This window comes from Sphingorhabdus sp. 109 (assembly GCF_902506555.1).
Taxonomy (GTDB): Bacteria; Pseudomonadota; Alphaproteobacteria; order Sphingomonadales; family Sphingomonadaceae; genus Parasphingorhabdus.
Genome location: NZ_LR732707.1, coordinates 2,307,231 through 2,326,129, shown reverse-complemented (window position 1 = coordinate 2,326,129; position 18,899 = coordinate 2,307,231). Strand labels below are relative to the sequence as shown.

Sequence of the window (18,899 nt, the reverse complement as noted above, 5' to 3'; positions counted from 1 at the left end):
ATCAAGGTTGTCCGGTCGGCGCCGGCGCTTTTTGCGGCAAGCCTCTTGCAACTGCGCGCCTGATCGGCTGTGGTGTCGGCAATGTCCCCGTTCTCACAGTCGTCTCTTGTCGCCGTTCTCGGTCCGACCAACACCGGCAAAACCCATCTTGCCATCGAACGCATGTGTGCCCACTCGAGCGGGATGATCGGCTTTCCGCTGCGCTTGCTGGCGCGCGAGGTCTATGACCGGGTTGTGGCGCTGAAAGGTGCCAACCGGGTAGCGCTGGTCACGGGCGAGGAAAAGATCATTCCGAAAGACGCGCAATGGTTCCTGTGCACCGCGGAAGCGATGCCGATGGACCGGGAATTCGCCTTTGTCGCGATCGACGAGGCGCAGATCGGCATTGATCCCGAACGCGGCCATATTTTTACCGACCGGATGCTGCACGCGCGGGGCCGCGAGGAAACGATGATATTGGGATCGGAAAGTTTGCGGCCGCTGGTCGAGGCCTTGCTGCCCGATGCCGAAATTGTCACCCGGCCGCGGTTTTCTACCCTCAGCTATGCCGGGCCGCGAAAACTTTCCAGGCTGCCCCGGCGATCGGCAATTGTCGCCTTTTCGCTGGAAGATGTTTATGCGATCGCCGAAATGCTGCGGCGCCAGCATGGCGGAGCGGCGATCGTGATGGGCAGCCTCTCGCCGCAGACCCGCAATGCCCAGGTCAAAATGTATCAGGACGGCGAAGTCGACTATCTCGTCGCCACCGATGCGATCGGCATGGGCCTTAATCTCGATGTCACCCATGTCGCCTTTGCCGCGCTGAAGAAATTTGACGGCCGTCGGCGCCGGCCGCTGACCCTGGCGGAAATCGGCCAGATTGCCGGTCGCGCCGGACGGCACCAGAAAGACGGCAGCTTCGGCGTGCTGACCGGTCTCGCCAACTCGGACGCATTGACGCCCGAAGATATCGAGAATCTCGAATCGCATCATTTCCCGAAGCTGGAATGGCTCTACTGGCGCAATGCGGAACCGGATTTCGGTTCGCTCGACCGCCTGATCGGCTCGCTGGAGGAATTTCCGCAGGGCCGCCGGTTACAGGCGGCTCCGGAAGCGGTCGATCTTGCGGTATTGAAACGGCTGGCGCAGGATCAGGCAGTGGCCGGTCTGGCGCGATCACCCGACACCATAAGGCTGCTCTGGGAGGCGGCCTCGATACCCGATTTCCGCAAGGTCGGCGCCGATCACCAGGCCCGCTTTGTCGCCTCTCTCTGGCCGCATCTCGCCAGCGGCTCTGGCCGTATTCCCCACGCCCGGATGGCACAGGAAATTGCCCGGCTGGAAAATGTCCAGGGCGATATCGCCACTTTGGGCGCGCGGATCGCCGCCGCTCGCAGCTGGAGCTATATCGCGCAAAAATCGCGCTGGGTGGAACAGCCCGAAGCGATGGTCGAGCGCACCCGTGCGCTGGAATCCCGGTTGAGCGATGCAATGCACAGCCAATTGACCCAGCGATTCGTTGACAAGAGGACACGGGTGTTGATGCGCGGTCTGCTGAAAGATATGCTGCATCAGGATGTCGTCGTCGATGACGATGGCAAGGTCTTGGTCGAGGGACAGGAAATAGGAACACTCAAGGGCTTTCAATTTGTCGTGCCTTCCGATAGCCGGAGAGAAGATCGAAAAATGCTGCTGGCTGCAGCAGAAAGATATTTGGGACGGATTATGACGGACAATGCAGACGCTCTTGCCAAGGCACCGGACTCCGTCCTGAAGCTGGTACCCGATGCCGACGGTCAGCCGGCTATTCTGTGGGGTGATAGCCGGCTTGCGGTGCTGGTCAGGGGCAAGACCCTGCTGCAGCCCGAGATCAGGTTCGAGCGCTCGATCAAGGATATGACGCCCGAGGACAGCCAGAAGGTCATGGACCGGGTCAAGGCCTGGGTCGATGCGATGAAGGCGAAGCATCTGCAGGGTCTGGTCAGAATTGATGCGCTCGCCAACGAACCGGAGACGCCGGCGGCGGTGCGGGCGCTGTTTGCGCAGATTGTCGACGCCGGGGGCATTCTCTCGCGCCGCGATATCGATCAGGCGGTCCGTGCGCTGGATAATGACATGCGCGGCCATGCGCGCCGCGCCGGTCTGGTCTTTGGCGCGCTCGATATATTCCATCACGCGCTGATGAAGCCCGGTGCTGTGCTCTGGCGGACGGCGCTGTTCGCCGCCTATGACGAAGAGCCGATGATCGAGCAGGCGCCAGACAATGCGGTGCATCTGAAACAGGGGACATTTTCCTCTGCCGGTCATGCCACACGGCTCGGTTTCCGCAAGATTGGTGACGAATATGTTCGGGTCGACATGGTCGAACGGCTGGTCAAGCAGGCGCATGAAGCGCGCAAGCAGGATGCGGTATTTGCCGTGAATCCGGCTCTGGCGACGTCTCTGGGCCTCTCGCAAGCGTGCCATGAAGCGCTGCTTGATCTGGCAGGTTTTGTCAAAACCGACGACCGGCCGGCGGTGGTTGAAGCGCCCGCCACCGTGGCAGCTGCATCGGAAACGGGCGCACCAGAAACAGGCGCAGCGGAAAGCGGGGCAGAGGCCGAAAAGCCTGCCGTTCCAGCCGGCGAGACCGAAGCGACAGCGGCCGAAGAGGAGGAAAAGCCAGCCGATGCTACGCCTGCAGAACCCGGGCCCGCCATCCAATATTGGCGCTGGAAAGGGATGGCGCGCAAGAAGAACCAGCATCAATCCAGACCGCGTGAAAAGCATCAGAAGAAAACGAAGGGCAAAGGAGCGCCGGCCAAACGCAAGGCGGAACCGGTTCTCGCTACCGCCGGCGGCGCCTTTGCCGAGCTGGCGGCGCTGCGCGACAGCATGAAAAAATAGGATGCAGGCTTGAGCGGCAAGGCAGCGGATCGCTCTTCCCCGGCACAGCCTGTGCTGCGGATTGACAAGCTGCTCTGGTATCTGCGCTTTGCCCACAACCGGGTGATGGCGCGCAAGCTGGCGGAAAAGGGGCATGTCCGGCTGAATGGACGGCGGATCGAACGGGGCCATGTCAGGGTGCGGCAAGGCGACATTCTCACCGTCCCGCAGGGGCAGGAAGTGCACGTGGTGCGGATCATCTTGTTGCCGGAGCGCCGCAGCAGCGCTGAGCAGGCGCAATCCTGCTATGAGAAATTACAGACTGGTAATTGAAATAGCGGCGAAACCAACTGTTGACGTGTCAGAAATTGCGCAATAGCTAGGACAAATTCTGCCGTCTCGAGATTGTGGGCCGGTGTTGGGGAGTTCAAGATCAGATGACCTACGTTGTTACCGAAGACTGTATCAAATGCAAATATATGGACTGTGTCGAAGTGTGTCCGGTGGACTGCTTTTACGAAGGCGACAATATGCTGGTCATCAATCCCAGCGAATGCATCGACTGCGGCGTTTGCGAACCCGAATGTCCGGCCGAGGCGATTCTGCCGGATACTGAGGACGGGCTGGAAAAATGGCTCGAGGTCAACACCAAATTCTCCGAAGAATGGCCCAATATTACGGTCAGCCGTGATCCGCCGGCCGATGCCGACAAATATAAGGGCATGGAGGGCAAATTCGAGGCCTTCTTCTCCGAAAAACCCGGCGAGGGCGATTAAGACCGCATTGGGCCCGAACGGCCGTTGACGATAGTGTCGCGCCGCGGGGTTGGGAATCGGACACAAATTGCCGGAAACGTTCATTTCCGGCCATGATCAGTTGTGCAATGCAACGATAAATTGCTTTTTTGTGACGAATCTGCTACACATGGATCACTTGGCGGCTGGACACCTGACGTAACGGGTGGTGTTCGGTCGCTAAATATATGTACGGAAGGGTTTTTTCGTCGAAATATACGAAATCTGAACGCTAGCAACGTTCTTTTCCATTGAATCAAGAAAGGCTTTTTATGGCTGCGAATGTGCTGTCCTTTGATGTGGGCGATTATGTTGTTTACCCCAAACATGGCGTTGGCCGGGTTATCGAACTGCAAAATGAAGAAATTGCAGGCATGCAACTCGAACTCTATGTTTTGCGCTTTGAAAAAGAGCGGATGACCCTGCGGGTCCCGACCAACAAGGCCGAAGGCGTCGGCATGCGCAAATTGTCTTCCGACAAGACACTCAAGGAAGCCATGGAAACGCTGAAGGCAAAGCCCAAGGTCAAGCGGTCGATGTGGTCGCGCCGGGCACAGGAATATGAAGCGAAGATCAATTCCGGCGATCTGGTATCGATTGCCGAAGTGACCCGCGATCTGTTCCGCGCCGATGACCAGCCGGAGCAAAGCTATTCCGAACGGCAGATTTTCGAAGCGGCGTCCAGCCGTTTGGCCCGCGAACTGGCGGCGATGGAAGAAACCGACGAGCCGACGGCTCTGGCGAAGATTCTCGAGATTCTCAATATTGCGGCACCGCAATATTATGAAGTGAAGGAAGATTGATCGATACCGTTTCGGCGTCTGTCGTGTTGAAAAAAGGGGCTGGCACAGAGTTGTGCCGGCCCCTTTTTTCATGTCCGGACGAAGCGCATTTTTCAGTTGATCTCTATTCCGACAGGGCGTATTACTGAGGTAATACAGCAACGGAGGTTTGGATGAAGAAGATATTGTTTCTGGCACCCTTGATGGCGCTCGCGGCCTGTGAAGGGTCGATTGCGGATGCCGTGGGTGATGCCGCATCCAGCGCCGGCAGCAGCTTTTCCGACGGTACGCCCATCGGCTCGACCGCCAGCAATCCGGGAGCGTTTGAAGGTGTAACTCTGGCAGGACCTGATGATGTTGTTTTCACCACCGCGGATGATTTTTCGATCCGGGCGGAGGGCGATTCCGATGCAATCGAACAGCTGCGTTACAGAATATCCGGAGACCAGATCAAAATTGGCCGGGATAGCGATGACAAATTCTGGGGCGATGGCGGCAAGGCGACCATCTATATCAGTGGCCCGGCCCTGAAGAGCGCGAAGCTGGCCGGTTCCGGCGATATGGACGTGGATGCAATGAAAGCGGACGCAGCCGAGCTGAGCATTGCCGGGTCGGGCAATATCAGGGTGAAGAATATTGAAACGGCCTCGCTCAGATCCAAGATCGCCGGGTCGGGCAATCTGGACCTGGCGGGTACCGCCGAATCGGTTGATATATCGATTGCCGGTTCGGGGGATATTAGCGGCAAGGACCTGAACGCCGGGAGCGCTAGCATATCGGTCGCCGGTAGCGGCGATGTGGAGCTGTCCTCCGACGGATCGGTCGACGCCAAGGTCATGGGCTCGGGGGATGTCCGCATTCACGGCGATGCCACGTGCAAGGCACGGGCAACGGGCTCTGGCAACATCAGCTGCGGCTGATCACATAGCCAACATGCTGAAATCGCTTGGCGATCTGTCGCGCATGTGGCAGTTTCCCCAGCGATGGCTAATCTATGGGAAAAATATGCGGTTCCGAGGTTGATCCGCTGCGCGTGTTCGCAGCCGGCGGTCATGAAGGATCGTAGCGCGATCGTGCCGAAAGCCGACGGCGATGTGCTGGAACTCGGCTGCGGTGGCGGGATCAATCTGCAATTTTATGACTGGTCGAAGGTCAATAGCCTAACCGGTCTCGATCCCTCTGCCGAATTGCTCGACTATACCCGCGAGGAAGCGCGCGAGCGCGGTTTCGACATGGAGATATGCGACGGTATAGGGGAAGCCATGCCCTTTGCCGACGCCCGTTTCGATACGGTGCTGACCACCTTCACGCTGTGTTCGGTACAGGACGGCAACCAGGTGATGGCGGAAATGCGGCGGGTCCTGAAGCCCGGCGGCAAGTTCCTCTTTCTCGAACATGGCCGGGCACCTGACAAGGGACCGGAAAAATGGCAAAGGCGGATCGAACCGGTGTGGAAACATATTGCCGGCGGCTGCCACCTGCATCGACCGGTCGCCAAGGCAATTGCGGCCAACGGATTCAGGCTGGTCGAAAATGCCGGCCATTATGCGCCCAAGACGCCACGATGGCTCGGCTGGATGGAATTTGGCGAAGCGAGGCCGCAATGAGACTGGTCTCGGTCGCGCTGCTCACCCTTGCGTTGTTGCTGCCGGCTGCGGCACAGGCGGCAGAACGCAAATTTTCCATATTCGGGTTTGAAGACATTCGGATCGGCAATGGCGTGAACGTGGTGCTGGTTTCCGGCAAAGGCCCCTCGGCCCGGGCGGAAGGGGAAACGCGTGAAATTCTGGACCGGGTTTCGCTGCAGAGAAACGGCAAGCAGCTGATTGTCTCTCTAAAGCGCAAATCGCTGAACGGTGACGATCATGACAGCGACGGCCCGGTCACCCTGTATCTCAGCAGTCATGCGGTCAGCAGAATATCACATCTTGGCTCGGGTCGTGTGACGCTGGACAAATTGTCCGGCCGCACTCCACACGTCCGGCTTGGTGGCTTTGGCACTTTGCAGATCGATGCGGTGGAGGCGGACCGGCTCGATCTGGCCATGACCGGCGGCGGTCAGGTCACCTTGGCAGGCGAGGTCCGCGACGCGCGGATCGAGTTGCAGGGCGCCAGCATGTTTGAAAGCCCCGACCTGACCGTTGAAAAGCTGACATTGATCCACCGGGGCCCGGCGAGCAGCCGCATGACAGTGACCAGGGAGGCGGTCATCACCAACAATGGTACCGGCCAGATCAATATCGCCGGGAAGCCCAATTGTCTGGTAAGGACCGACGGGGCCGCCACTATCCTGTGCAACCCCGACCGCTAAATCAGTGCACTGTGCCGATCGACTGGTCGATGCTTAGCAGAACGCAGAGGCGTTCCACCTGCCGCCATTTGCAATAATGGAGATGATTGCCGAGAGACCGGCTTTTGTCGGCCCGATTGGCTGCTTCCAGACCGGCTTCCTCGCCATAGTTGGTGATCAGCCGTTCGGCATCGCTATAATGGGTGGAGTCAATGAACACGGGTAATTGCATCTTTGGCTCCTGTTTCGGGAGACCTCTTCGTCTCCTGCCTGACAACGAGCTCTACGGTTGACCGGTAGAAATATCTTCAAAAGGCAGGGTTACCGGAAGGTTAAGCATAAGCCTGGCGGGAAGCGCTAGCCAATCATGGCGTAGTGGTTTAGGGCAGCGGCCATGAATCCAGAAACTCCGAAACATGCTTCCAATTCTTCCAGTCGCGGCGCCAAAAACCGCAGCGGCGGCGGTATATTCATTGCGATTGGCGCGATCGCCGGCGCTGTTGTCGGCGGCTTTATGGGGCAGCCCTCTGCCGGTTTGCTGGCCGGTCTGGCGCTGGGCGTGCTGGCGGCGCTGTTGATCTGGTGGAAGGGCCGCTGAGCATTTCAGAGCGCGCTTGTCAGGACGATTGACGCCACCTATTATCGGCCCATGCTGAAACATATTAGAAATATCGCGATTCTGCTTGTCGTCCTGGGAATCGGTGCAGGATATTATTTCACCCGTGGCGATACTGCCCGCTTGCCGCTTGAAGCTACCACAGGCGTGGAACCGGATCTCACCAACGTCCGTACGGAAAAATTCCCGACCATTAATATTGCCAAAGCTTCGCCCTGGGGCGAAGGCGAGGGGCCGGTTGCCGCCGAAGGATTCATTGTCGAGCGCTTTGCCGAAGGGCTGGACCATCCGCGCAGCATGTTCCGCCTGCCCAATGGTGACCTGCTGGTGGCAGAAACGAACAGCCCGCCACGCACCAACAAGGGGATTGAAGGCTGGGTGATGCGCAATCTGATGAGCAAGGCCGGAGCAGGAACCGAATCGGCCAACCGGATCAGCCTGCTGCGCGACAGCGACAAGGACGGTCAGGTGGACGAGACATTCGCCTTTCTGGAAAATCTCAATTCCCCGTTCGGCATGGCGCTGATTGATGACACGCTCTATGTTGCCAACACCGATGCGGTCTATGCCTATCCCTATGTGGAAGGCGATACGAAAATAACCGCCGAAGGCCGCAAGGTGGCCAATCTGAACGCGAAGGCGCCGAACAATCACTGGACCCGCGATCTGCTGGCCAGTCAGGATGGCAAATATCTCTATATTTCGGTCGGTTCGAACAGCAATATCGGCGAAAACAGAATGGATGTAGAAAAGCAGCGTGCCGCCATTTTGCAGGTCGAGCTCGCAACTAACAAGAAGTCCATCTACGCTGATGGCATGCGCAACCCGGTGGGCATGGCCTATCTGCCCGGGACCGACAAATTCTACACAGTGGTCAACGAACGCGACATGCTGGGCAGCGACATGGTGCCCGACTATCTGACCGAAGTCCGCTGGGGCGCGCATTATGGTTGGCCCTGGCATTTCTGGGGCGGTCATGTCGACCCTCGGGTTGATCCGAAAAATCTTGATCACCGGCAATATGAGCGGCGTCCGGACTACGCGCTTGGCGCGCATGTCGCACCGCTGGGACTCGCCTTTTCCCATGGCCAGGCGCTGGGCAAGCCCTTTGCCACCGGCGCGGTGGTTGCACGACATGGTTCATGGAACCGTCAGCCTTTGTCCGGCTATGATGTCATCTATGTCAATTTCAATCAGCGCGGTGAGCCCGAAGGCAAGCCGCTCACCATTTTGAGCGGTTTCGTTGACGAGGACCAGCAGGCCCGTGGTCGCCCGACGATGGTTGCTTTTGACCAGACCGGTGCCTTGCTGGTCAGCGATGACGTCGGCGGTATCATCTGGCGGGTGTCGCGCAAAGATGCGGCCAAACCGGCCGCAGCGTTGGAAGAATAGATCAGGTCAGGCTGGTGCCGGCGCGTCCGGCCAATTCGACAATATATTGCCACGCTACCCGGCCCGACCGGCTGCCGCGCTGCTTCGCCCAGAGCAGGGCATCCTCGCGATCGAATTCCAGCCCGTGGACCCCGGCATAGCGGGCGATAATGGCGAGATAGTCCTCCTGTGATGCGGCGTGGAAGCCGAGCCGCAGACCGAAACGGTCGGAAAGCGCCAACTGATCATCGACCGCGTCGCGCGGGTTTACCGGATCGTCCTGCTCGCTCATCTGGCGCGGTACGATGTGGCGGCGGTTCGAGGTGACAAAGAGGCGCACATTGGCCGGCCGCTGGCTGGCTCCGCCTTCCAGCATCGACCGTAGCGTGCGCGGTTCGCTGCTACCCTCTGAAAATCCGATATCATCGATAAATATGACAAACCGCCGTCTGGTCGATGCCAGCAGGGTGAACAGCGCCGGCAGCGTCTCCAGATGATCCGACGGCGCCTCGATCAGGGCAATGTCTTCACCCTGCTTCTGCAGCGTCCGGACCACCGCCTTGGCGAGCGCTGATTTGCCCATGCCACGGGAACCCCATAGCAGCACATCATGCGCAGCATGACCCTGCGCGTGACGCTTCGTATTGTCCAGCAGACGGGTCTTCTGTGTGTCGATCCCGGTCAGCAAATCGATGTCGGTCGGGTCGAAAGCTGCAATGGCTTGGGGAGCAAGCCCGTCCCAAAGAAACGCGTCGCCCGAGGATAGATCACTTGCGCTGATGGTTGGTGGTGCTATCCGCTCTAGCGCATCGGCAATCCGCTCCAGCAGTTCCCTGTTACCGATATCAGCCATCATTAGCCCGCCAGATCGGTGCTACTCAGACTGTACAATATATCCGCGCCACCTTTGGCCGCAGCCTCCAGGCCGAGCGCTTCGGGAACAATATGATCCAGATAATAGCGGGTTGTGACCAGCTTGGCCTTGAGAAACACATCGTTGCCATCGCCCAGTTCGGCCGAGGCAATCCGGTGCTGTTTTTTCATCAGCATGCCACAGGTCGCGGTCGCCAGCATGGTCATGAAGGCATAGCTTCCCGCCAGCCGGTCATCAATCGACGCATCGCCGCTCGCCATCCACTGCCTGATATTCTCGCAGCTGTCGGCAAGCGCCAGCAGGTTCTCTTCATCCTTCGCCTCGTTGCGGATTTCGGTGATAAATGTCTTCATCGCCTCGCCGCCATCCAGACCCAGTTTCCGGCCAACCAGATCGGCGGCCTGGATGCCGTTGGTGCCTTCGTAGATCGGCGCGATCCGGGCGTCGCGGAAATGCTGGCCGGCACCGGTTTCTTCGATGAAGCCCATCCCGCCGTGCACCTGTACGCCAATAGACGCGACTTCATTGCCGATATCCGTGCCATAGCCCTTGATCAGCGGTGTCAGGATTTCGGCGCGGGACTTGGCTCCCTCGATGCCGAGGGTAGCGCGGTCCACGCTCGACGTTGCGTAATAGAGCAGGGCACGGGCAGCCTGCGTCAGCGCCTTGGACCGGAGCAGCATCCGCCGGACATCGGGATGTTCGATAATCGCAACCGGTTCCTTGCTACCGCTTCCGGCGCGGGCCGACTGGACCCGTTCCGTGGCATAATGGCAGGCCTGCTGGGTGGCGCGTTCGGCGATCTGCACGCCTTGCGAGCCGACGTTGATACGGGCGTTGTTCATCATCGTGAACATCGCCTTCATGCCGCCAAATTCGCCGCCGATCATCTCGCCGATACATTCGTCCTGTTCGCCATAAGCCATGACGCATGTCGGCGAAGCGTGAATACCGATCTTGTGTTCGATCGATACACAGGTCACATCATTGGGCGCACCGGGATTGCCATTCGCATCCAGATGATATTTGGGTACGATGAACAGGGAAATGCCGCGCGTGCCTTCCGGCGCTCCGGGCGTGCGGGCAAGCACAAGATGGATAATATTGTCGGTCAGTTCATGTTCGCCAAAGGTGATATAGATTTTCTGCCCCTTGATCCGGTATTTGCCGGCATGTTCGCCCTCGGTAATCGGTTCGGCGGTCGAACGCAGAGCGCCGACATCGGAGCCGGCCTGCGGCTCGGTCAGGTTCATCGTGCCGGTCCAGGCACCGGAAATCAGATTGGGCAGATATTGCGCTTTCTGCTCGTCGGAACCGTGGACATGAATCGCCTCGATCGCGCCAAAGCTGAGCATCGGGCAGAGGGTGAACGCGAAATTGGCCGCGCCGCAGGTCTCGAGGATCAGCGCCGAGAGCGAATAGGGCAGCCCCTGTCCGCCAAAATCTTCCGGTCCGTCAATTGATGCCCAGCCGCCTTCGACGAATTGTGCATAAGCTTCCTTGAAGCCATCCGGCAAGGTCACATTGCCTTCGTTCCAGCGGGCTCCGACGGTGTCGCCGATCCTGTTGAGCGGAGCAAATTCGCCCGCGGCAAATTGTCCGATACCTTCGACGATCGCTTCAACCATATCTTCGCTCGCACCGGCAAAGCGGTCATGGGTCGCAAGGTCGCCAATCCCGGCGATATGTTTGAGGACAAAATTCTGTTCGCGACCGGGGGCTGTAAAACTCATCTAATTGCTATCCGTTGTTGCCTGATTTTCCGCTGGGCTATAGCGCAGGGTCATGTCAGGCTCAAATGATCATATTGGCGGTGAAGCACGTCGTTACGGCAAGGCGACGATTGGCGAGGCTGCGGCCCGCTTGCGTGCGGGCGGACTGGTCGCTGTGCCCACGGAAACGGTCTATGGTCTGGCTGCCGATTCGACCAATGCAGTCGCCGTGGCAGAGATTTACCGGACAAAAGGCCGTCCGGATTTCAACCCGTTGATCGTGCATGTACCGGATATCGCAGCGGCCCGATCAATCGGGCGATTGAACGGACTCGCGCTACGTTTCGCCGGAGAGTTCTGGCCAGGGCCGTTGACCCTCGTGGTTCCGAAGGGCAAAGATTGCCCGGTGACGGCGGCCGTTACCGCCGGTCTCGAGACGATCGCCCTGCGTTGCCCTGCGCATCCGGTCATGCGGCAGTTGCTCGAAGAATCAGGACTCTACCTGGCTGCGCCTTCGGCTAATCGCAGCGGCGGGATAAGTCCGACAACGGCGGATCACGTCGCACGCAGTCTGGGCGGGAATGCACCGATGATATTGGATGGTGGTCCATGCCAGCGGGGAATTGAGTCCACGATCGTCGCCGTTGCCGGTGGGAATTACCGAATATTACGCCCTGGTCCGGTAACGCAGGCGCAACTGGAAGCAATTGCCGGCACAGCGCCGCTTCTGGCGAAGACGGACCTAATTGAGGCTCCAGGACAAATGCTGTCGCATTATGCACCCTCGAAGTCGCTGCGCCTCGATGCGGAGACCGCCACTGCGGATGAATATCATATCGGTTTCGGGCCTGTACCCGGAGACCGGAACCTGTCACCGGATGGCGATCTTGCAGAAGCCGCCAGTCAATTGTTTGCTGCTCTCCACGAGGCCGATGCCAGTTCAAAAGCCGGAATTGCCGTCGCTCCGATCACCGACAACGGCATAGGAATAGCACTGAACGACCGGTTGCGTCGCGCGGCAAGCCCGAAATAGCGCGCATTTTACATAACATTACAGGCGGTTGCCTTGGAGAAACCGGATATCCGCCATAGGATAACCCGATATGGTCCGGGCTCATGCTGCGTCTTGACCGCAGTGGGAGAAATATCATGACCGTATTGCAAAAGTCTTTGGCCGAGTTTCTGGGAACTTTCTGGCTTGTATTCGGGGGATGCGGGAGCGCTGTGATTTCGGCAGCCTTTCCCGAAGTCGGCATCGGTCTTCTGGGGGTTTCGCTTGCTTTCGGCCTGACCGTCGTCACCATGGCATATGCTATTGGCCATATCAGCGGGTGCCATCTCAATCCGGCTGTCACTATCGGCCTCTGGATGGGCGGACGCTTTCCTGCTCAGGAAATTCCGGTCTATATTATCGCACAGGTTGCAGGCGCGACCATTGCTGCTGCGGCTCTCTATCTGGTTGCTTCCGGAAATGCGGATTACAGTCTTGCGGTAAACGGTCTGGCCTCGAACGGTGTTAGCGAACATTCGCCCGGCGGTTTCGCAATCGGTTCAGGCATCGCGATCGAAATATTGCTGACTTTCTTCTTCCTGATGATCATCCTCGGTGCCACCGATGGTCGGGCACCGGCAGGCTTCGCGCCGCTCGCGATCGGGCTCGGACTGACGCTGATTCACCTGATCAGCATTCCGGTGACCAACACCTCGGTCAATCCGGCGAGAAGCACCGGGCCCGCGCTGATCGAAGGTGGCATTGCCTTGACTCAATTGTGGATATTCTGGCTCGCGCCGATTGTCGGCGCAATATTGGCGGGTATCGTTTACAAGATCATGGGCGGTTCCGGCCAGGAGATCGTCGGCACAGAAAATTAACACTGACTCTATAATAACACATTTAGAGGGCCGGTTTGCGAAATCCGGCCCTTTTTGGTTCTATTTCACAATTTTTCTGTTGGTCCCTGTCCGATAGCGACTTAAGACAAATTGAGCAGGGGTGGTAGTGCGCAATATGACGCTTGGCAGGACGTTAATATCGATTTTGAGCAGTCTGGTCGTTGTGACCGGGTGCAGCGTCAGCGAGCCGGAAGCAAAACCCAGTTCAACCGAGCCGATTCCGGCAGCTGTGGCAACGGTCCAGCCGGCCAGCGAGAATGAAATTCTAAACGCCGCCGGCACCGTTCGCTTGCGCCGCGAAACGGCACTGGGTTTTACAACGGACGGCAAAGTAGCTTCCGTCCGTTATGAAGAAGGTGACCGGGTCAAGCGGGGTGCGATTCTGGCAGCGCTGGATGGCAGCACGGTTGCCGCGGATCTGAGCGCGGCGCGCGCGGAGCGTGATCGTGCCGAAGCGGAATATGACCGCATCGAGAAATTGTACAAAGACGGCTGGGTGACCAAATCCCGGCTGGAGCAGTCGGAAGCGGCCGCACGCGTTGCCCGCGCCCAGATCGAGGCCACGGAATTTGCCAGCCGCACTTCCTATATTCGCGCGCCGAGCAGCGGGATCATTCTGTCCCGTAATATCGATGCCGGGCAGATCGTGACTGCGGGTACGACCGCGCTGGTGCTGGGCGAAATCGACAAGGGATTTGTGCTGCGAGTGCCGATGACCGATGCCGATGCTGCCCGTATCAGCGTCCGCATGCCGGCCAAGGTCTTGCTGTCCGCAGTTTCCGACGAGCCACTGGATGCGGTGGTCAGCGAAAAGGACGGGCGGGCAGACGAGCGGACCGGAACGTTCGAAGTGAATTTTCTGCTCCCGGCCAGCGATCGTCTGCGTTCCGGTCAGCTGGGCATGGTCGAAGTGCAGGTGCCCCGGGAGGGCAGGGCGGCTTTCGTCATCCCGGCCAATGCAATTTTCGGTGTCCGCACCGGTGAAGGCCTGGTCTTCGTGGTTGATGAAAAGGATCGGGTGCAGCAGAGAAATGTCCAGATTGGCAAGCTGACCGACAGGAATCTGGAAATTCTGGCCGGTCTGAAGGCCGGCGAGACGATTGTGAGCCGGGGCGTTGAGAAGCTTAGGAACGGCGATTTGATAAAGCCGATCCGGCGGGTGCGATGATCAGGACATGCCACCATAGGGATATCCGGGTCTGAGATGCTCGCCCGCTTCGTCATTTCCCGCTGGCAGCTCTCTTCGGTCCTGTTTCTCCTGCTCGCGTTGCTGGGGCTAAGCGCGCTCAGCGGTATTCCCAAGGCCGTCGATCCGCATTTCCCGATTCCCGCTGTCAATATCATCGCGATTCAGCCCGGTGCCGATGCGCAGGAGATGGAAGAGACGATCGCCAAGCCGATCGAAGATGTGGTGCAGGGCCTCGATGATATCGCTGAAGTGCGTTCGACAAGCACCGATGGCGGAACCGTCATTCGGGTGGAGTTCAGCCAATGGTCGGGCGATGTAGACGGCTATTTCGATGACGTGGTGCGGGAAGTCTCCGCGATACGCGATGATATGCCGGCCGAGTTGCAGAAACTCGAGTTTCGCAAGATCCGCACGACCGAAGCCTCGGTCATGCAAGTGGCTCTGGTCAGCGAAACGGCTTCCTGGCGGCGGATGGAAAAATATGCGGAAGATTTGGCCGATATTTTCATGCGCAGTTCCGGTGTCCGGGAAGCCCGGATATTCGGGCTCCCGCAACCTGAAGTCAGCGTCGAGGTAAGACCGGACCGTCTTTCCGAATTGCGGGTTCCTGCCAGTGCTGTCGCCGATGCCGTCCGGCTGGGCGGCGCTGACCTGCCCGGCGGCGCGGTCCAGAGCGGCGAGCGCAGGTTGAACGTCGAGGCAGGCGGTGCATTTCGTGATCTCGATGCCATCCGCGGATTGCCGCTACGGGCGTCGAGCGGATCGCTGCTGACGGTCGATGACGTTGCCGAGGTTAACTGGGGGGCGGAAGAACAGCTTTACCGGGCGCGGCACAATGGCGAGCGGGCGGTGTTCCTCACGGTCACGCAGAAAGATGCTGTCGACGTCACGCGTCTGAAAAGCGAACTTGATGCGGTGACGGAACAGCAGCGGCTTGTCCTGCCTCCGGACATCAAACTGGTCATGCAGTTCGACCAGAGCCGCGACGTCAAGCGGCGGTTGAACGAACTCACCCGCGACTTCACGATCGCAATTGCTTTGGTGATCTTTACACTTTTGCCCCTTGGATTGCGGTCTTCGGGCATCGTCATGATCTCGATCCCGCTCTCGCTCGCGTCAGGATTGCTGGTGCTATACGCGATGGGATATAATCTCAGCCAGCTTTCAATTGCCGGATTTATCGTTTCGCTCGGCTTGCTGGTCGATGACAGCATTGTTGTTACAGAGAATATTGCCCGCCATCTGCGCATGGGTAAAACCAGAACCCAGGCGGCGATCGAGGCCAGTCTCGAAATTCGCGCGGCGGTCATCGGGTCTACCGCTGTTCTGGTTCTGGCCTTTGTACCATTGCTGTTTCTGCCCAGCGGTGCCGGAGCCTATACGCGCTCTTTCTTCATCGCGATTATCGCAACGGTCATTTCGTCGCTGGTCATCTCGCTGTCATTGATTCCCTTCCTCGCCCGCCGCATGTTGCGGCGCGACGAAAATCCGGAAGGCAATCGCGCGTTGCGCTGGGTCAATGGCAATATCCAGCGCTTCTATCGTCCTATCCTGCACATCGCCTTGGGCGCGCCAGTCAAGACGGTGCTAATAGCCATGCTCCTGTGCTTTTCGGCCTTTGCCCTGGTACCAAAACTGGGCTTTTCGCTTTTTCCTTTTGCCGACGCTCCCTATTTCCGGGTTTCGGTCGAAGCGGAACAGGGCAGCAGTCTTGATCGTACCGACCGGATCGTGTCGGAAGTGACGAAAATTCTGGAGACCGAACCCAGTATCAAAGTACGGGCGGAAAATATCGGTAACGGCAATCCGCAGGTTTTCTACAATGTCGGTCCGAGGGCCGAGCGCATCAACTATGGCGAAGTACTGGCGGTGATGGACGAGTGGGATACCCGGGAAGGCCCGGCGATGATCGACCGGTTGCGCAAACAGCTCGATCAGATCGCCGGCGCGCGGGTGAAGATCGAACTTTTCCAGAACGGTACGCCGGTGGAGGCGCCGATTGTCATCCGGGTGTCCGGCCCGGAACTGGACACTCTCAAGCAATTGTCCGGCAAGATTGCCGATGTCTTGCGCAAGACGCCGGGTGCCCGGGATATTGTCAATCCGGTGGAGACGGACAAGATCGATCTCGACATTGGCCTGAACGACAAGAAGGCGGCCCTGCTCAATATTCCATCGGGGGAGCCACGGCGGGCTATCCGGCTGGCAATCAGCGGCGAACAGGCGGCCTCTTTCCGGGATCAGGAAGGGGATGATTATCCGGTGACCGTTCGCTTCCCGTTTGAGGGTAATCTGCCGATATCGGTGCTGGACAAGATTTACGTCACCACGCGCGCTGGCGACCCGGTGCCGCTGGCGCAGATCACGGATCCCAAGCTGACCAACGTCACTCCGCAAATCCAGCGGCATCAGTTGCGCAGGACGGTGCTGGTTACCGCCCAGGTCGATTTCGGCGAAGTTCCCTCGACGGTCAATGACCGTGCCGTGGAACAGCTGGAGCAGATCAAATTTCCCGAAGGCTATGACTGGTCCATCGGTGGCGAGGCCGAGAAAATCGGCGAAACATTCGGTAATTTCGGTCCGCTGATCCTGACCGCGTTCATGCTGATCTTTGCGGTGCTGGTAGCCGAGTTCCGGCGGTTCCGGGAAACGATCGTCGTGGCGGGGGTCATTCCTTTGGGGACCTTTGGCGGCATACTCGCCCTTTATTTCACCGGCAATTCGCTCAGTGTCATGGCGCTGATCGGCTTTATCGCGCTGATCGGGATCGAAATCAAAAACTCGATTCTGCTGGTCGATTTTACCAGCCAGTTGCGCGCGAAGGGGATGGAATTGCGCGACGCGATCGAGAAAGCCGGGGAGGTCCGGTTCCTGCCGGTGCTGCTGACATCGATCACGGCGATCGGCGGCTTGACGCCGCTCGCTCTATGGGGCGGAGCACTATATGCGCCCTTGGCGGGGATCATCATCGGCGGGCTGATCAGCTCGACCCTCTTGTCTCGGGTGGTAACACCCGCCATGTATCTTCTTGTCGCCAGGCGCGATGACGCGCGTGGCATTGCAAATGAAGGGGGCGAGGCTGCCACCCTGTAAAGGAGTTTATATGGCCAAGCAGGAAGCCATTTTTGCCGGTGGCTGTTTCTGGTGCACCGAAGCGGTCTTCAACGATATCGCCGGAGTCACTTCCGTCGAAAGCGGATATATTGGCGGCGCCAAGCCCGACCCGACCTATCGTGAAGTCTGTTCCGGGACCACGGGGCACGCCGAGGCGATCAAGATCGGTTTCGACGATGCGGTCGTCAGCTATGCCGATCTGCTGGATATTTTCTTCGCTACCCATGATCCGACCCAGCTCAACCGGCAGGGCAATGATATCGGCACCCAGTACCGGTCGGCGATTTTCCCGCTCGACGATCAGCAGCGCGCCGAAGCCGAAGCCGGCATAAAGCGGGCGGCAGAGGGGCGTGCCGAACCGGTTGTGACCACTATCGAGGGGCCGGCCCCCTGGTATATGGCGGAAGACTATCATCAGCAATATTGGGCTGACGAAGGGCGCAGCAATCCTTATTGTGTCGCCACCATCCCGCCGAAACTGCAAAAATTGCGGACCAGCTTCGCCAACAAGTTGAAGGACTAGGACAGAAATATGAAACCGATCAAAAAAGCCGTTTTCCCTGTTGCCGGAATGGGCACCCGTTTTTTGCCGGCGACCAAGGTCATGCCCAAGGAACTGTTCCCTATCGTCGACCGGCCATTGCTGCAATATGCCGTCGACGAGGCGCTGGAGGCCGGGATCGAGCAGATGATCTTCGTCAACGGTCGGGGCAAGGGCATGATCGAGGATCATTTCGACATGGCGTTTGAACTCGAGCGCAATATGGCGGACCGGGGAAAAGACCGGTCGGTGCTCGAAGGGACCCGGCTCAAGCCCGGTGACTGTGTTTTTGTCCGGCAGCAGGAGCCTTTGGGGCTCGGTCATGCCATCTGGTGCGCGCGCGACATCATCGGTGACGAGCCATTTGCCATCTTCCTGCCCGACGAGTTCATGGTCGGTTCGCCTGGTTGCATGAAGCAAATGGTCGACGCCTATAACAAGCTTGGCGGCAATATCGTCTGTGCCTTGGAAATTCCGATCGAGAAAACGCCCTCTTATGGTGTCATTGATCCCGGTTATCGGGACGGTCCCATCACCGAGGTCAAGGGGCTGGTCGAGAAGCCTGCGGCCGGCACCGCGCCCTCCAACCTCATTCTGCCCGGCCGCTATATTCTGCAACCCGAAGTGATGCGGATTCTGGAAACCCAGGCAGCGGGCGCTGGCGGCGAGATACAGCTGACCGACGCGATGGCGCAGATGATCGGCCAGCAGCCGTTCCACGGCATGACCTTTGACGGCAAGCGCTATGATTGCGGATCGAAACAGGGCTATGTCGAAGCCAATCTGGCGCTGGCGCTGGCCCATCCGGAGATTGGCAGCGAGATCAGGGAAATAGCAGAGACATTGCTGGCGGAGTCCTGAGCCGTTCAGGCGGTCACG

General features: G+C 58.8%; 18 protein-coding genes. 15 read left to right on the top strand and 3 right to left on the bottom strand.

Features of this window, described 5'->3' with window-relative positions:
- The first annotated feature begins 81 nt into the window (after positions 1–81).
- The 7 genes from BOSE62_RS10990 (at position 82) to BOSE62_RS10960 (ending at position 6,731) form a co-directional block, all read left to right on the top strand.
- On the top strand, positions 82–2,865 hold the full coding sequence (locus BOSE62_RS10990; RefSeq protein ID WP_159646035.1) for a helicase-related protein: 2,784 nt from the start codon (positions 82–84) through the stop codon (positions 2,863–2,865).
- A 9-nt stretch (positions 2,866–2,874) separates the two neighbouring features.
- Positions 2,875–3,177, top strand: a complete 303-nt coding sequence (locus BOSE62_RS10985; protein WP_443028808.1) for an RNA-binding S4 domain-containing protein — start codon at positions 2,875–2,877, stop codon at positions 3,175–3,177.
- A gap of 104 nt (positions 3,178–3,281) precedes the next feature.
- Positions 3,282–3,620 carry a ferredoxin FdxA gene (gene fdxA, locus BOSE62_RS10980; protein WP_159646032.1) on the top strand — a complete coding sequence of 113 codons (339 nt, stop codon included), beginning with the start codon at positions 3,282–3,284 and terminating at the stop codon, positions 3,618–3,620.
- Positions 3,621–3,910: 290 nt separating this feature from the next.
- Positions 3,911–4,441 carry a CarD family transcriptional regulator gene (locus BOSE62_RS10975; protein ID WP_159646029.1) on the top strand — a complete coding sequence of 177 codons (531 nt, stop codon included), beginning with the start codon at positions 3,911–3,913 and terminating at the stop codon, positions 4,439–4,441.
- A gap of 152 nt (positions 4,442–4,593) precedes the next feature.
- On the top strand, positions 4,594–5,340 hold the full coding sequence (locus BOSE62_RS10970; RefSeq protein ID WP_159646026.1) for a head GIN domain-containing protein: 747 nt from the start codon (positions 4,594–4,596) through the stop codon (positions 5,338–5,340).
- A gap of 132 nt (positions 5,341–5,472) precedes the next feature.
- On the top strand, positions 5,473–6,027 hold the full coding sequence (locus tag BOSE62_RS10965; protein ID WP_236553990.1) for a class I SAM-dependent methyltransferase: 555 nt from the start codon (positions 5,473–5,475) through the stop codon (positions 6,025–6,027).
- Positions 6,024–6,731 carry a GIN domain-containing protein gene (locus BOSE62_RS10960; protein WP_159646019.1) on the top strand — a complete coding sequence of 236 codons (708 nt, stop codon included), beginning with the start codon at positions 6,024–6,026 and terminating at the stop codon, positions 6,729–6,731. Before BOSE62_RS10965 ends, BOSE62_RS10960 begins: the two co-directional genes overlap by 4 nt.
- Before the next feature lies 1 nt (position 6,732).
- Here the strand turns inward: BOSE62_RS10960 and BOSE62_RS10955 are convergent, their stop codons facing one another.
- The gene (locus BOSE62_RS10955) at positions 6,733–6,942 is read right to left on the bottom strand and encodes a hypothetical protein (protein ID WP_159646016.1); all 210 of its coding nucleotides are present in this window, start codon (positions 6,940–6,942) and stop codon (positions 6,733–6,735) included.
- A 162-nt stretch (positions 6,943–7,104) separates the two neighbouring features.
- Here BOSE62_RS10955 and BOSE62_RS10950 point away from each other — a divergent pair, with 162 nt between their 5' ends.
- Positions 7,105–7,308, top strand: a complete 204-nt coding sequence (locus BOSE62_RS10950; protein WP_159646013.1) for a hypothetical protein — start codon at positions 7,105–7,107, stop codon at positions 7,306–7,308.
- A gap of 51 nt (positions 7,309–7,359) precedes the next feature.
- Positions 7,360–8,718 (top strand): PQQ-dependent sugar dehydrogenase, encoded by a 1,359-nt coding sequence (locus BOSE62_RS10945; protein WP_159646010.1) that lies wholly within the window; start codon positions 7,360–7,362, stop codon positions 8,716–8,718.
- A gap of 1 nt (position 8,719) precedes the next feature.
- On the opposite strand, the gene BOSE62_RS10940 is transcribed toward BOSE62_RS10945, so the two are convergent.
- Together BOSE62_RS10940 and BOSE62_RS10935 are read right to left on the bottom strand one after the other, a co-directional pair.
- Positions 8,720–9,550 carry an ATP-binding protein gene (locus BOSE62_RS10940; protein ID WP_159648012.1) on the bottom strand — a complete coding sequence of 277 codons (831 nt, stop codon included), beginning with the start codon at positions 9,548–9,550 and terminating at the stop codon, positions 8,720–8,722.
- 2 nt (positions 9,551–9,552) lie between these two features.
- A complete protein-coding gene (locus tag BOSE62_RS10935) occupies positions 9,553–11,304 on the bottom strand; it encodes an acyl-CoA dehydrogenase (RefSeq protein WP_159646007.1) in 1,752 nt (583 codons plus the stop codon).
- Positions 11,305–11,356: 52 nt separating this feature from the next.
- Here BOSE62_RS10935 and BOSE62_RS10930 point away from each other — a divergent pair, with 52 nt between their 5' ends.
- From BOSE62_RS10930 to BOSE62_RS10905, 6 genes are all read left to right on the top strand, one after another.
- Positions 11,357–12,316 (top strand): L-threonylcarbamoyladenylate synthase, encoded by a 960-nt coding sequence (locus tag BOSE62_RS10930; protein ID WP_159646004.1) that lies wholly within the window; start codon positions 11,357–11,359, stop codon positions 12,314–12,316.
- Positions 12,317–12,432: 116 nt separating this feature from the next.
- A complete protein-coding gene (gene aqpZ, locus BOSE62_RS10925; RefSeq protein WP_159646001.1) occupies positions 12,433–13,155 on the top strand; it encodes an aquaporin Z in 723 nt (240 codons plus the stop codon).
- A 166-nt stretch (positions 13,156–13,321) separates the two neighbouring features.
- Positions 13,322–14,344: an efflux RND transporter periplasmic adaptor subunit gene (locus tag BOSE62_RS10920; RefSeq protein ID WP_159645998.1), complete on the top strand. Its 1,023-nt coding sequence runs from the start codon at positions 13,322–13,324 to the stop codon at positions 14,342–14,344.
- A gap of 36 nt (positions 14,345–14,380) precedes the next feature.
- Positions 14,381–17,458, top strand: coding sequence for an efflux RND transporter permease subunit (locus BOSE62_RS10915; protein WP_159645995.1), 3,078 nt, complete (start codon positions 14,381–14,383; stop codon positions 17,456–17,458).
- 10 nt (positions 17,459–17,468) lie between these two features.
- Positions 17,469–18,002, top strand: a complete 534-nt coding sequence (gene msrA / locus BOSE62_RS10910) for a peptide-methionine (S)-S-oxide reductase MsrA (protein ID WP_159645992.1) — start codon at positions 17,469–17,471, stop codon at positions 18,000–18,002.
- Positions 18,003–18,011: 9 nt separating this feature from the next.
- Positions 18,012–18,881 (top strand): UTP--glucose-1-phosphate uridylyltransferase, encoded by an 870-nt coding sequence (locus BOSE62_RS10905; protein WP_159645989.1) that lies wholly within the window; start codon positions 18,012–18,014, stop codon positions 18,879–18,881.
- Positions 18,882–18,899 lie beyond the last annotated feature (18 nt).